The sequence below is a fragment of the Okeania sp. SIO3I5 genome (genome assembly GCF_010672085.1).
Lineage (GTDB): Bacteria > Cyanobacteriota > Cyanobacteriia > Cyanobacteriales > Microcoleaceae > Trichodesmium.
Genome location: NZ_JAAHHT010000230.1, coordinates 1 through 15552, shown reverse-complemented (window position 1 = coordinate 15552; position 15552 = coordinate 1). Strand labels below are relative to the sequence as shown.

Annotated in this window: 9 protein-coding genes; 2 read left to right on the top strand and 7 right to left on the bottom strand. The window is 33.8% G+C overall.

Annotation, left to right across the window (positions count from 1 at the left end):
- Positions 1 to 146 precede the first annotated feature (146 nt).
- A complete protein-coding gene (locus F6K40_RS32430; RefSeq protein ID WP_293142064.1) occupies positions 147 to 689 on the top strand; it encodes a Uma2 family endonuclease in 543 nt (180 codons plus the stop codon).
- Positions 690 to 1326: 637 nt separating this feature from the next.
- On the opposite strand, the gene F6K40_RS32425 is transcribed toward F6K40_RS32430, so the two are convergent.
- The 4 genes from F6K40_RS32425 to F6K40_RS32410 all read right to left on the bottom strand — a co-directional run bounded on the left by F6K40_RS32425 (position 1327) and on the right by F6K40_RS32410 (position 7427).
- Entirely contained in the window at positions 1327 to 2466 is a 1140-nt protein-coding gene (locus F6K40_RS32425) for an ABC transporter ATP-binding protein (protein ID WP_293142062.1), read from the bottom strand.
- 1190 nt (positions 2467 to 3656) lie between these two features.
- Positions 3657 to 4715, bottom strand: coding sequence for an ABC transporter substrate-binding protein (locus F6K40_RS32420; protein WP_293142060.1), 1059 nt, complete (start codon positions 4713 to 4715; stop codon positions 3657 to 3659).
- A gap of 388 nt (positions 4716 to 5103) precedes the next feature.
- Positions 5104 to 5967 (bottom strand): ABC transporter permease, encoded by an 864-nt coding sequence (locus tag F6K40_RS32415; protein WP_293142058.1) that lies wholly within the window; start codon positions 5965 to 5967, stop codon positions 5104 to 5106.
- 578 nt (positions 5968 to 6545) lie between these two features.
- Positions 6546 to 7427: an ABC transporter permease gene (locus F6K40_RS32410; protein WP_293142056.1), complete on the bottom strand. Its 882-nt coding sequence runs from the start codon at positions 7425 to 7427 to the stop codon at positions 6546 to 6548.
- Positions 7428 to 8283: 856 nt separating this feature from the next.
- Here F6K40_RS32410 and F6K40_RS32405 point away from each other — a divergent pair.
- Positions 8284 to 8478, top strand: a complete 195-nt coding sequence (locus F6K40_RS32405) for a hypothetical protein (protein WP_293142054.1) — start codon at positions 8284 to 8286, stop codon at positions 8476 to 8478.
- Positions 8479 to 9205: 727 nt separating this feature from the next.
- Here F6K40_RS32405 and F6K40_RS32400 read toward each other — a convergent pair.
- The 3 genes from F6K40_RS32400 to F6K40_RS32390 all read right to left on the bottom strand — a co-directional run bounded on the left by F6K40_RS32400 (position 9206) and on the right by F6K40_RS32390 (position 14915).
- A complete protein-coding gene (locus F6K40_RS32400; RefSeq protein WP_293142052.1) occupies positions 9206 to 12364 on the bottom strand; it encodes a dynamin family protein in 3159 nt (1052 codons plus the stop codon).
- Between the two features lie 423 nt (positions 12365 to 12787).
- On the bottom strand, positions 12788 to 13801 hold the full coding sequence (locus tag F6K40_RS32395; RefSeq protein WP_293142050.1) for a hypothetical protein: 1014 nt from the start codon (positions 13799 to 13801) through the stop codon (positions 12788 to 12790).
- 448 nt (positions 13802 to 14249) lie between these two features.
- Entirely contained in the window at positions 14250 to 14915 is a 666-nt protein-coding gene (locus F6K40_RS32390) for a 2OG-Fe dioxygenase family protein (protein WP_293142048.1), read from the bottom strand.
- Positions 14916 to 15552: the final 637 nt, after the last annotated feature.

Here is a 15552-nt window from a genome sequence, read left to right as displayed (position 1 = left end):
GGAGGACATCACCTCTGTCATGCGCAGCGGTCAGGGTTTCCCAGACGCTCAGAATCCCTATTTTTCCATCCCCCCTAACCCCCCTTTGAAAGGGGGGAATAGAAGGGCAACGTCGGGAGTATGTCAACTATATAGATATCCTACCCGTGGATAATGAAATAAAAAACCATTATCCTGTCCTACTAAGAGCGGTTTTAAATCAGTTATGGGGCGATCGCTCTGATTGGTTTTTTGGCGTAAATATGGGAATTTTCCATACCACCGGTTCAAGTCCTAGAGTTCCTATAATTCCTGATGCTTTCCTCAGTGTGGGAGTTCCACGGTTCAAAAATAACAACAAGTCACGACTTTCTTATGTTCTTTGGGAGGAAAATTATATTGTTCCCCTATTCGTATTGGAGATTGTTTCTCAAACTTATGGGAACGAATACGATAAAAAAATGATTGATTACGCTCGCTTGGGAGTCTTGTATTATGTCATCTATAACCCAGATTATTCCAAGGGAGACAAACATGAGCGTTTTGAAGTGTATCGTTTGTTAAATGGAGCATACCAACGTTTACAAGGAAATCCTGTGTGGATGCCAGAAATTGGTCTGGGGATAGGAACTGAAGTTAGCTATAACGAACGCTGGGAACGAGAGTGGTTGTATTGGTATGACTCTGAAGGCAATAAGTTTATGACCTAAGAAGAGCAAGCACTTCAGGAAAAACAACGAGCTGAACAATTTGAACAACAAGTTCAACAGGAGCGACAACGAACTGAACAACTTGAACAAATGTTGCGTTCCTTTGGTATCGATCCAGAACAGTTGTAGCTATAACTCAAGTTAAAAGTTAAACAGACAAAAACTTGATTACAACTTCTGGTAGTGGTGTACAAGTAGTGATTTTTGCATTTTTATCCCTTACTGTGAAAGGATTTTACTTATAAATATCACTACATCTACAGGACTACCAGTTAAACAGACAAAAAATTTGATGACAATTTCTTGAAAAGAGTCGCGTTCGCGTCAGCGGAAGGTCGTTCGATCGCGACTCTTTTCCCTTTCACTGAAAAAAAGAATGGGAATGTCTCTATTCAGTTATCAGTTATATCATGTCCGGTAGCATCGGTATTGTATAGCAAAGGTAGGGAACAGGGAACACTTAACTGGGAACAGGGAGGAGGGAGGAGGAAGGAGGGAGGAGGGAGGAGGGAACACTTAACTGGCAGGAATACTTAAGAGCCAGAAAAAAAACTTAAATTTCCGGTAAAATTCACCCTTGAGTTTACACCAACGATACCAGCGGACATGATATTATCAGTTTAGCTAAGAATATTTGCTAATTTTTTCCTAACTTTAATCTTTCTTGCTCTGACAAACCTTCTGCCAAAATACTAATATTTTCCACAGGAATATTAACTTTAACTTTCTCACCAATAGCATATTGATTCAGATGAAAAGGATTAATATTTTGTCTGCGGATAACTATCTTAGTTCTGTCAGTTAAACGGACAACATAACGAGTATCTGTACCAATATAAACTAGATTTTCTATTATCCCGGAAAAATCTGATTCTCTTGTCAAACTTGACGGGGAAATTTCTATTTTTTCGGGTCTGACAACTAAGGTAATAATTGTATCTATTGGCAGATGATTAACGGAGGGTATTAATAAGGGCAAATCTTCATCTATTAACACGAAACTTTTATTCTCTTGATGTGCAGTTATTCGCCCAGTTAAAAAATTACTTTCCCCAATAAATTCAGCTACAAAACGAGTTTTTGGTTGTTCATAAATCTCCACCGGAGTTCCCACTTGTAAAACTTCTCCTTGGTGCATAACAGCTATCCGGTCAGACATAGTTAAAGCTTCTTCTTGATCGTGAGTAACATAGATAAAAGTAATACCTAACTTTTGCTGCATTTGTTTTAATTCCAACTGCATTTCTTTGCGTAATTTTAAATCTAAAGCACCCAAAGGTTCATCAAATAATAATACTGCTGGTTGTTTAACTAATGCTCTTGCTAAAGCCACTCTTTGTTGTTGTCCGCCAGATAATTGTCGGGGATAACGCTTTTGCATATCTATTAATTTTACTTGAGCTAAACTATCAGTTACCCGACGATTTATTTCTGGGCGCGGGAGATTTTCCATTTCTAATCCAAAGGCAATATTTTCTGCCACTGTGAGATGGGGAAATAAGGCATAATTCTGAAAAACTGTATTAACTGGGCGATGAAATGGCGGACTATTTCCCATTAATTTGTCTTGAATATAAATGTCTCCAGAAGTGGGAATTTCAAAGCCAGCTATCATTCTTAATGTTGTAGTTTTACCACACCCAGACGGACCAAGTATAGAAAAGAATTCAGATTTTTTTATCTGGAGATTGATATTATTTACAGCGATAAATTTTGTTTTATTTTTACTTGGGAATATTTTGGCAATATTGATGAGATTGACTGCTATGTTTTCCATTTAGGAGTAAGTTATACTTTCTGATTATTGAATTTTAGATAGTTAATAGTTGAGGTATTATTATAAACTGTTTGTAAACTCATAAAAACCTCTCTCCAAACCTCTTTCCTCCGAGGAGAAAGGCTTATGAACCCTCATTCCCTTGTAAGGAAGCAGGGCTTTTTCATTCTCCAAAATTAGTAGTCAATTTTTGGAGACAAGTTATGTTTTTTCCTCCCTAATATTGCTCAATTCTAATTTAATTGATTCTGATTTTTCCGGATAAATAACTTTCTCTATTTTTTGAGCTTAACAACTTAAGCTCATGGTTTTTAAACAAGAGATTATCGTTTTATTCTCATTTTTTTCCAATTTGTTGCTCAATTTCTTGAAGTATTCGAGCAGCCATTACCCCACGAATTCCACCACCATCTAAGCTCATAATTTTGTAAGTCATAATCGTATTTTTCTGAATATTCTTGTTGAACTATTATACCAATTTGACAAGTGTTTATTACAAATATTTAGGGTATTTATTAGGAGTCAGGAGTCACGATTCAGGAGTCAGAATGAATGGTTTCAATAATATTTTTTGGGTTAGTAATTCTGGCAAAAGGGAATAGAAAAGAAGAAAAACAACTGTACCTCAGTAACCTGAGAAACGCTATAATTTAAAAATTACTATTAGACCTCTCCAGAAAAGAGGGAAAAAGGCACAGCGGGTAACCCACCCCTAACCCCTCCCAGGAGGGGAGTAATTGATAATTTATGGATAATAATTAATTTTTTTTTCCTTTTCGGAGATGTTTATTAGACTAATTTCTATCCATTAATGCGGTTATTTCAGTTATTAAATAATTAACACTAGCCTAATAATGTTTTTGCTAATTTTCACTACCCTTATCAATTATTATTGTGTTCATTTATCCCCTACTCCCTTACCGAAATAATTAATAATTAAACAATTAAATAATTAGATAATTTAGGTTTAAAGCCTCCCCTTGAAAGGGGAAAAAAGCGGTCGTTTTGCTACGCATAACTACGTTAACGCTGCGCGACATGAAAAGCGGAGCTGTCCGTAGGATGGGATGGCGAGGAAACCTCGCCATATCCAATCGACCAAGAGAAATAAATCTTTTCCTTTTAGTCAATCCTCTCCCTAAAAGGGAGAGGTAATTATCCATTAATGAATCCCCTACTCCCTTACTCCATTACTCTCCTAATTTAACTTCTGTCCAAGCTTCATCATATAAAATTGTAGCTTGACCAAGGTCTTGAATATAATTAAGTTTAGCAAATAATTCTGGTGGTGGATAAATAGCAGAATTATTCAGGTCAGCAACTTCAATTAAACCTTGGTCTTTTGCTGCTTGGTTTGGGGTAGCATACTTAATAAAATTGGAGATTTTTGCTCCTATTTCTGGTTCAAGAATAAAGTTAATAAACTTTTCTGCCAGTTCTTTATTTCTACTTCCTTTTAGAATAACCATATTATCAGTTAAAAGAATACTTCCCTCTTTAGGAATAACGTAACGAAGGTCGGAATTTTCTTTCATAACTTGGAAAATATCCCCACTCCATTCACAGGTTAAATCTACCTCTCCTTGGTCTAATAAATTTTGACCAGTATCCGGTGCAAAAGCAGCGATCGCCTGTTTATTTTTAATTAGAAAATTTCTGGCTTCAGTAATTTCTTTAGGGTTAGTTGTATTGGGGTTATAACCAAGAGAAATTAAGGCAATAGAAAAGCTACTACGCATATCATCTAATAAGGCTACTCTCCCTTGAAATTTCTCGTCAAACATGGTTGACCAACTATTAATTTCACCTCCTGTTGCTTTGATGTTATAACCTATTCCCATTGTGCCCCATTGGTAAGCAACACTATATTTATTTGCTGGATCGTATGGAGGGTTAATAAATTTATCATTGAGATTTTTTATATTAGGAATATTTTCTTTATTCAGTTCCTCTAGTAGTTTTTCTGATGCCATAATTTTCACCATATAATCACCAGGAAAAGCTACATCATAACCAGGATTTCCAGGTTTGATTTTGGCATAAAGGTCTTCATTACTTTCGTAGGTATCGTATTGAATTTTGACATTAAATTTATTCTCAAATTCAGTAATTACTTCAGGCGCAATATATGTTGACCAATTGTATATACTCAGAACATTATTTGCTGAAGTATTGGGATTATTACTACAAGCAACAGGGAAAATTAAGGCAATGCTAAAGAGCAACAAAAAAGTGATTATTTTTTTCATTTTGACAAAAAATATAAGTAAAGTTCAGGAATATTTTTAACGATTTTCGGCATTTATAGCAATCTTAAGTTGGTTGTAATATTGTAAGCATTCAGCTATCAGCTATTAGCTATTAGTTATGGGTTATTAACTCATTATGATATGAAAGAGAAATTAGTCTCCAAAATGCCATATCCAATCGACCAAGAGAAGGAAAAATTTTCCTTTTATTCAATCCTCTTCCTTTTAGGGAGAGGTAATTATCAATTATAAATTATCCATTATCCATTATTGAAAAGTCATTTCATACTGCTATATTAATAATAATAACAAAATTTTTGTAATGTCTTAATTTTGCGCAGCACAGCTATAGTTCACTGAGCTAAAACCTGTATTTTTTTCATTAATTTTAGGCATTTTTTTTATCCCCAAATTTATCAATAAACAGAGAAGATACTACCAACATTAAAGAAGCTACTAACATCAAAGTTGATATAGCATTAATTGCTGGAGTTACCGAAAACTTAATCATACCATAAACGAATAATGGTAATGTTGTTGAACCGACTCCGGCAGTAAAAAAAGTAATTACAAAATCATCCAATGACAAGGTAAAAGCTAACAAAGCAGCACTAAAAATTCCCGGCCAAATTAAAGGGAAAGTAATCTGAAAAAAAGTTCTCCATTCATTAGCACCTAAGTCTAAAGCTGCTTCCTCCAAAGCAGGATCAAGTTGAGCGACTCGCACTCTGACAGTTACAACAACAAAAGAGATACTAAATACTATATGACCAATAATTACTGTGGGCAAGCCTAAAACTAAACGAATACCTAGAATATTTTCGATTAGCTGAAAACTCAAAGAAAAGAAAACTAATAAAGAAATACCAATAGTAATTTCGGGAATAATTATCGGCAAAAAAAGTATTGCCTCTAAAATATTACGTCCGGGAAAACGAAAACGTTCTAATGCTAAGGCAATCATAGTACCAAAAATTGTTGCTAGTAATGTTGAAATTGTTGCTACAAAAAGACTATTTTTTAGCGCATCCCAAATAATCGCATTACTAACAGTATTATCAGCGACTCCTTGCAATAAATTGCCATACCATTTTAAAGTAAAACCTCGCCATACAGCATTAAAACGAGAATCATTAAAGGAGTAAATTACTAAGATAAAAATAGGTAGATAAAGAAAGGCAAAACTCAAGGTCGCATTTAGCCATAAACCAAATTTGCCAAGAGAACGAATAACTAAATCAATTTGTTTCATCTTTAAAAGGAAATGTTCATTAATGAATAATTGATAATTGATAATTGATAATTACCTCTGGTTAAAATCGTACTTAATTGAATATTAGGAAATCTTATTTGTTTTATCCTTAAAAGGAGACGAATTTTTCATTCCAAGATAATAAGTTAATAAGTCATATAGTAATCCTAAATAGGAGATAATACCAATTACCATGCATTAATGCTAGACTTCAGCTACACTTAAACAATTAAATATTTACCAAGATTTTAAATCTTTTTTTGACAATTTAAGGTTAGCTAATATATATTTTTCGTAGGGACGTTTTGCTGGCGCATAACTCCGTTAACGCTATGCGACATGGAATAGTAGCATTCCGTAAGGAAAACGCATTAATGCTCAAGCAACGTCCCTATCTCTCCCCACACCTCCCACACTTCCCCACCCAATCATATATAGAATTAATGCATGAGAAATGGTATAAGATTTTATCGTAGGGGTTTGGTCTCCAAACCCAAGGACGTGAGGGATTTGGAAACCAAACCCCTACAGTTTTTTTTACGAATCATTTTTTATGGCTATAGTTGACAACTTAATGCTTAATTATTTTCCTTTTCCGAGATGCCGAAATAGATAATAACTGGAATTAATACAATCATCATCAACGCAATTGATAATGCCGAACCAAACGGCCAATTTCTAGCTTTAAGAAATTGATTTTGAATCAGATTTCCCACCATCATAGTTTTGGCACCACCTAAAATATCAGGAGTAATAAAAGCACCAAATGCCGGAATAAAAACCAGTAAACAACCTGCAATTATGCCTCGCATTGTTAATGGTAAAACTAGACGAAAAAAAGTTCGTAAATCATTAGCTCCTAAATCTTGAGCAGCTTCTAATAAAGAAAAATTCAAGCGTTCAATTGTGGCATATAAAGGTAAAATCATAAATGGTAAATAGCCATAAACCAAACCAATAATTACAGCAAAGGGTGTAAATAAAAGAGTTAAAGGTTCTTCTGTGAACTGCAAACTTTGTAAGACAATATTAAATACTCCTTCAGTCCGAAGTAAGACTATCCAAGCATAAGTACGCACTAAAAAATTTGTCCAAAAAGGAATGATAACTAGCATCAATAAAACATTACGCCAAGATGGTCTAATAGTAGCAATAAAATATGCTAAGGGGTAGCCAATTAATAAACACATTATAGTTGTAATTAAAGCGAGGAATAAAGACCGCCAAAATATTCCCCAGTATATTTCTTGAGCTAGTCGTTGATAGTTATATAGAGTAAATTGCCAAATAACTCCCCCATAAGTACCTCGTTCTAAGAAGCTATAAATTAAAACAATTACTAACGGGATGATGAAAAAAATTAATAGCCAGATAGTTGCAGGAAATAGAAGAATTAGTAATTTTTTTAGTTGACGGTTTTTAATATTGGATGTTAACTGTTTTTCCTGAGTTTGCCACATCTTAATTATTCAATAAATTAGAGGTAATATTTATCAATTTTTTGTTTATTTGTAAATCAGTAAAATCAAAATATGGCACTTATTTTTGAGTATATTTAGCTTGAATAAAAGGATTAATCTGTCTAGTAATAACCTTTTTAGTGAGTTAGGGTAAATTAGTATCAGTCAAATATAGTTGTTTTTGATTTAATCCTCACTTTCAGGTAAAAATATAGCGTTTCTCAGACTAATGAGGTCAATCTATTTTTACTTCTATTCTATTCCCTATCCTCTTGGCAAAGATGAAAAATCATTATAGCAGTCCTATTTTGATTGTGAAAAGAATTTTTTGGGATGAGGCAACAAGGAACAGTGGTAAAAGTTTCAGAGTTTTAATGTATTTTTTGATTTTTGACAAATCATTTAGAATTGCTAGCTGCCTGATTTGTGCTAAGATCAAATCTGTTCTACTTGACGGATGGTGTCAAGAATCGGCCATATTAACATTAGTCAACTTTTATAGATTGACAAAATTACAATTTTGTGTGTATAAACCTAAGCTCTGAAATCATACTACTCTAAGGTATAAAAACTTGTTAATTTTGATATATTGACAAATATACAGATTTATCCACAAATACCTCCTCAATATTTTCTTTCATCAGTGTTTTTATTCCTCAAGTTAATCATACTATGTTAAAGAATATGTAAAATCACTAAGACTTGATTTAAAAATTCAATGAAGATATACAATTTTTTCCAAAATGAAATATATCAACTTTTATATATTTCCATCCTGAAAATTAATTGGCATGATTGTATAACTAAAATGTAAAAACTTTAACAATCAAAGACAACCTAGCTTTAGTCAAAGAATATGAAAAAAATAAGTATAAACAACCAGGAAGGTATTTGGAAGCAAAATATAGTTAAAACTAAGAGAAAAGGATATTTTAGAAATATAGAAGAAGTAAAAGTTGTAGCAACAATAGCAAATGTTGCTCAAGAACCATCTGATTCAAAATCTTCTACATCAAAGGTTTGGGTTGCTCATACTTCCAGACAAAGATAATATTAATTCATTAATGGATAATGGATAATGCATAATTGATAATTGATAATTGATAATTGATAATTACCTCTCCCTAAAAGGGAGAGGTAAGACTAAAAGGAAAAAATTTATTTCTCTTGGTCGATTGGATATACCGAGGTCTCCTCGGCATCCCACCCTTCGGGAAGCTCCGCTTTTCATGTCGCGCAGCGTTAACGTAGTTATGCGTAGCAAAACGACCGCTTTTTTCCCCTTTATTGGGGAGGTTTTTAACCAGAATTATTTAATTATTAATTATTCGCTAAAAAATCTGCCGAACTCGGAAAAATTAGTTACTATCAAAGTTTCCAAATTTTGGGAAACTTTTTTTATTGAATCTGTTGCTTGGAAATTTAGTTTAACAAAGTCTTTGTTTGTAGTTGCGCTTTAGCACCAAGTATATTTCTAGCGCTCAAGCGCAACTAAAAGTCTAATGATAAGTGTTTTGCCGAATATAATATAATACCATGCATGAAAAAAGAATGTTACGGATAGTAAGGGCGATAAAAATAATTTACAGGATATGTTTATTTGACAAAAAAGATGATTTACGACCTAAAAAATAGTATTGAAGGCATTCCCATACGACTCCTGACTCCTGACTCCTAAAAAATTCCCTAGATATTTGTAGCAAACATTTATCAAAGTGGTATAAGTTGCTTTTTGCTTTTTTGGAAAAACTGAACTAAATATTTCCTGCTGTCTGATTTTAAGCTTTTGTTTTCTTTAATTCATCTAAAGATTTTTCTAGCATATCTAACTCTTCCATATACTCAGATAACCTAGTTTGATAAACTTGTAAATTTGAGTAAATTTTCTCTGCTTCTCCTCCCTTACTTTCTCGTTGCCAAACTAAAGTTTCAAGTTCTGATTGAAATTTATTTGTGTAATCTTTGATTTGCATTTCTGCACTGCTAAAGTCTTCCTTTACTTGCTGCTGTATGACTAAATTAATTAAGGCAGCACTATCTACAATTTGTTCATCAATTCTTCTACAAATTAATTGTAAAATTTCCTGCAAGTCTACTTGAAAGCTTTTGACTTCTACATCGACAAAATATATTTCATCGTCTTCGCATTTTCGCTTTCTTACCTCTTGTGTTTGTTCTATATATTTGATTCTCTCCAGAATTTTATCGACTTTATCATCTATCATTCCTTCAAAATTGAGATGAGGAATAATAATCGGATTAATGTTTAACTCTATTTGCAAAGATTCGCCAAGGTAAGTAGAAAGTTCATTAGATATTACTTGGATTTTTGTTTGTATTTCTGTTGCTAAGTTTTCCCGGATTGTGGTTCCTTCCCGAATCATTTTATCTTGCACATCTATCCACAATTTCTGAATATGAGGAGAGCAGTATTCATTGACTGTTTTAATCAACTTTTTAGCATCTTTCTCTTCCTTAAATCGAATTTTATAAATATTTTCTGAATCCTGTCGCGCAACTTGATTTAACAGATTATCAAATGCTTGAAAAATTGCTCTAAATAAACCACCTCTTGAGTTAGTTGGTTTCTCAAATTTTGACTGGTTAGATATTGAATTAGGCAACTGTTCAATTTCTGTTTTTATCTGCTCTTTAGCATCCGTAGCAAATAATTGTAATTCTTGCCTAAACCTTTCAATTAATTTTTTTTCCTGTTGCTTGACTAACTTTTTTACTTCTAAAACTTGCTGATTAGCATTATCAGCTTTTTCAGCATATTCTTGAACATTTTGTTTGAGAGTTTTCAGCTCAATTTCCCATCCTTGAATTTGAGTATTTAAACTATCCTCGATTCCTTTAACTGCTTTTTCCAGTCTTGCCAAAACATCCTCTAAAAGATTCACTCCAGAATTTTGAGTAATAGTCTGAATAACCATTTTTTCTATTTCTGGAATTCCACTATCCAAGAATGCTTGAGAGGCAATTTTATGAGGTGCTGGTATAATTTGATCGCCATCTTCATTCTCCTCAGAATACTGCGCACTAAAGAACTTTTTAAAATCATTAATTTGCTCTTTACTTGCTTTACCAGTATCAATTAATTTGGCTAAAAGTCCCTGTCGAGAACTAGCAGGATAAATTGTCGGATTAGGAAAACCAAAATTAATTAACTCTCGTTTTAATTCCTTAATAACTTCAGGAATTTCTCGATCTCTTTCTCCTTTTAAATCAACTTTGTTTAGGATAAAGTAAACCTTACCTGAATTTTTAGCAAGTATTTCCTGACGATTTTCTACTACTTCCTTGAACAACTCAGAAACAGCATTATCTTTGTAGGAAGTGTAATCTAAAATAAATAGAATTGCGCTACAAGTTCGCAGCGCTTCTAATGCAGTTTGCTTTAATTTTACCGTATTAAAATTCGCCGACTCCCACTCATTCGGACCGGGAGTATCCAGTAGAGAAAAACCTGCTAATGAGGGAATGTGACTAATAGCTTCTATGGGATATTCTACTTCAAATCTAATTGTTTGATCGGGATTATTTTTTCCCCGAATTTCTCTAGTACGTTCTAAGAATTTATTTTGAATTTCTGCTGCATTTCCTGCAACTAAAATTACAGGTTGCTCCCTAAGTTCGCGATATTCTAAAAGTCTCGAAGTTGCTCCATGAGAAATATGTTTAATATCGGTTCGACAAATAGTACAAGCTGCATTTTCACTAGCCAAAATATCCGCCCCAATTACAGCATTAAGAAAGGTACTTTTACCAGCTTTCATTGGAGCGACTACTGCTACTTGATACTTTTCCTCTTGCAAATTTTGAAGAGTTTTAACGAGATTATTTTCAACAGTTTCTAACCCCTGAGTCTTATCTCCTTCTGTGAGTTTACCCCGCCGAAATTCTTGCAGGAATTGTAAAATTTTAGCTCCAGTTTGGTTGACTTTGTTGTGTAGTTGTTGAAAATTTTGAGAGAAGATATTTTGAGAACTATGGTTCATGGTAGGTGGTTGTTGATAATTTGATTCTAGAGGTTGATGATTAGGTGAAACAATTTTTTGCAGTGGTTCAAATTCTTGATACCAAATCAAAGATTTCGTAATTTCATCTTGTGCATAAATTTTAACTTTGCTGATAAATTTGAGTTGCAAATGCTCAATAATTTTCCTAATTCGCTGAATAAGTTTGTCTGGGGTAGGAATTTTTTTCCCTTTAACAATAATTTCTACAATTCCGCGTTCAAAGAAACTTTTTGTTTCGATTTCATCAGTTCTGAGTAAATAGTCTAAAATCTCAGTAACTGCTTCAGCATTTCCTTGTTTAGCAAGTTCTATGACTCTTGCAGAAGAGGAATTTAGATAATTATTTTCCATTTTGTTGTAATTTTTAGAAGGTTTATTCTGACTTTCACCGTAGGAATATTTTTGAGAAAAAATAGATTTATTTGACGACTTAAATACTTGGTCAGATTTCCTCAAACCTCCTAAATATTCTCTTTCTTGAGCGCGGTTTAAATTTCGGTTCCAATAGTCAACAGAAATAACTATCAATTCCTCATCTAGTTGATCTAAAACATTATTAGTAAAATCAACCGCTTCTCGAAAATTATTTAAAACTACCGTTGATGGTTCGGAGTCAATTTCCTGCATTAACAAAAGTAAATTTTGCTGTAGTCTTAATGCCAAACGTAGACAATCTTTTTCCGCTTCATCTAAGGCTTTTTGCTGGATTAATTTCTTGATTTTCTTGTTGCTTTCATCTGCTAATTCATAATATCTTTTCTCCAATGCTGTGTACTTTTCTGATAATTCATTAGCAATTTTGCGGTGATATTTTGCTTTTTCTCTATCTTTTTCTCCTGCTGCATAATTAGTAAAAGCTCCGACAGCAGCTCCAACTGCTGCACCGACTGCGCCAAAAATAAAAGGAAAAACCATAATTAATTCCTGGAAAAATTGTGTTTATTTGTAGTTTTGCTTTAGCACCAAATTAGGAAAAGGTTAGATTTTTTCGTTGGAAATACTCCGCAAATCTTCCTCAACCCAAAGTACATAATTTAAGGATAATTGTAGGTTGGGTAGAACAAAGTGAAACCCAACAAAAACATTGAGAAACAATAATATTATGCTGGTTTTTTTTCCTCTACATAATTTGAATATTTTTGAGTTTAGACGCACCAAAAATTAAAGAAACAAATAATGATACTATGTTGGGTTTTTCCGTTGGAAATGCTCCGCAAACGTTCCTCAACCCAACCTACATAATTTCAGGATAATTGTAGGTTGGGTAGAACGAAGTGAAACCCAACAAAAATATTGTCAAAATGTTGGGTTTCGTGGTTCCTTAACCCAACCTACTTCCTAACTATTTGTAGGTAAAAAACCTTGCTGAGAATTACCAGGTAAATGTTTAGAATTATTAGGCATTGCTCCTAATGACTTAGCTATAGCTACTGACTCTAAATACCGCTTTGCTGCTCCCTCTATTCCAGGTTCACAAGATCGATTTTTGATCTGTTCATTTACTGCATCTTCTTCTGCCAAAAAATCTAAATTTTTCCGATGTTCATAAGTTAATTCATCCTCTATTTCTTGGAGACGTTTTAAGTCTTCCTTAGTCAAAGAATCATAATAATTATTAACTGCTTCCTTGTGATTTTCTAAAATATGAAAAAACTCATAAACCATACCCGCGCCACCCACTGCTAACAATGCTGGCGAAACTGCACTCAACGCCATAGCAATAGGTGGACAAAGAGTAGCAACAGTAGTAATAGTAAAAGCAGATGCAGCACCCACAGCACCACCCGTTGCCGTATCTTTCAGGGTTTCCAAAACTGCCTCACCTTCAGACATTTCTCCACGCACTACCCGCAAACCGTTACTTAACATAGAAAAAGGTGCAGTAGTTACCGCACCGATCGCTGCTCCCATAGGAGTTGCTTTAGCTCCCGCTTTCACCGCACCCGTTAAGTTATCAACGTGCCATTTTGCTCCCAGTTTTGCCTGCTCCTGCAAACTCATGTCTTTGTTACCGCGTGCTCTGTTATCTTTAGCATTTTCCCACTTAATATTACTGGGATCATTTGAACCACCTTTACTATGTGGTTTAACGTGACTAGCATCTTTATCAGACAAATAGTCTCGGATATTTCTAGTAGCATTTTCAGCATTAGTACCCGCTCGTTGAGATGGTGGCACTTTATTCAACATTTTTTGAGCTTGAGCGTAAGTTCTCGATGGTTCTCCTGAACGTACTCCCCCTCGATAGAATTTTCGCGCTGCACCAGCAGATAAATCTTGAAATTTAGCATGGTAGACTTTACTTGTAGCTGCTGCGTTAACAGCAGAGTTACGTTCCGAGTCATTGGACATGATTTTTTTACTCCAAACAGTGTTACCTTTTAATTAGAAAATTTGAGTTGTTTTCTATTAAAAGATTAAGCTTTTTGCTACTTGTTTGGATACTGTGGAAAATACTTATTTTTTATTCAAAAAAAATATGGCTTTAGGAGATAGAAATTTATAGGTTTCAAAACAAAATTTTAATTATCCCCTCGCAATGATATATAGAGCTATTCTTGGTATTTATTCAAGCAAAAAGGTGGGCAAATTATTACGGAAAAATTGGGGTATGCGCCTCCCCTTTTAAGAGGATGAAAAAAATATTCAATTCAGTATTTCAAGCATCTGGATGAAGCCAGAGGAACTGTTAAGGCAGTTCCTCCGTTTGGGTAGCATTCCGCAGGAAAGGAGGCTAACTGATAACTGATAACTGATAACTGAAATAACCCACCCTTATTGCTTCTTAGTTCTTCCTTTTTTAATGAATCAAACTTGGAGAAGTCAACACAAATACATCTCGATATCCCATCTCTTCTGTCACAGGTTTAATCGGAGTAGTAAAGTGGAAAAATTCATTGTCATTTACTAACAATAAATCTCCAGGATTGAGAATTTTACTAAATACTGGCTTTTCTTTTCTCGCAGTATAAAGATGAGTTGAACCGCCTTGAATATTATGTCTATTTACTGCAAATATACCAATAAAATCAGTGCCGTCTCTGTGAATACCTTCGGGTGCTGGATTACCAGAATTATTAGGGGAACAAATAGTTCTAATTTGATGTACTCCAATTTCTGCTTCTGGATGTATTTTGCAGGAATCACAGAAGGCTAAAATCATTTTTTTAAAGTTATCTAAGGCGATAAGTCTGTCGTCTAATTCAGCAAATTCTCTTTTAATATCTCCAGCTAAAGGATTATAATTTTTGCTTTGAAAAAGATAACCATGAGGTTGTTTTATTACCTCTTCCTCTGAAATAATAAAACGAGAAAGTCTTCTGTAACGATACTTAGCTTTCATGTAGGGATCGACAGGAAGAGCGGCAAAAAACTGTTCAAAACCCTCCATGCTGATTGAGTTTACCTTTTTGTAGGTAAACATAAAAGCGTAATCTAAATTAATTGATTCTAAAATTTTTTGCATAGGTATTTCTCCCTTTTTATAGAGTAAAAGTTGAGTTTTATATTGCCTATATTTTTAGTATAGCTCAAGTTTCTGAGAAGTGCTGCTAAATAGTATACAAACTATTAATTTTTGTGAAAAAATGTATCAAATAACTCTAAAAAAAGTTGAGAGTAACTTAATCTCAAAGGAGAATAAAATTCTACAATGATTCTTGGCAAAAACTCCAAATTTGGTAGGGATTGGTGACCAAACCCCTACGATATTGAATTTTACCGAAACTATCGCATTTAATATGATTCAGAGACTGAATGTATCAGGAAATATAAAAAGGAGATAGGGAACACTTAACTCTTAACTGGGAATAGGGAATAGGGAATAGGGAATAGGAAATAGGGAGGAAGAAATCAAGACAAGTATTGAAGAGTTAAAATAAAGGGAATATATATACCTTTCCTCCTAATCAATCTACCAAATTTCAATCTCTTGAAGTACCTTTTACTTTTAGATTTTAGTCACTCAACAAATCTCTTATATCATGTTCGGTTGAATACTTATAAATAATTATCAAGGAGTCAGGAGTCAGGAGTCAGGAGTCAGAATTTCTGGAGAAAGGAGTCAGGAGTCAAAATTTCTGGAGAAAGGAGTCAGGAGAAAA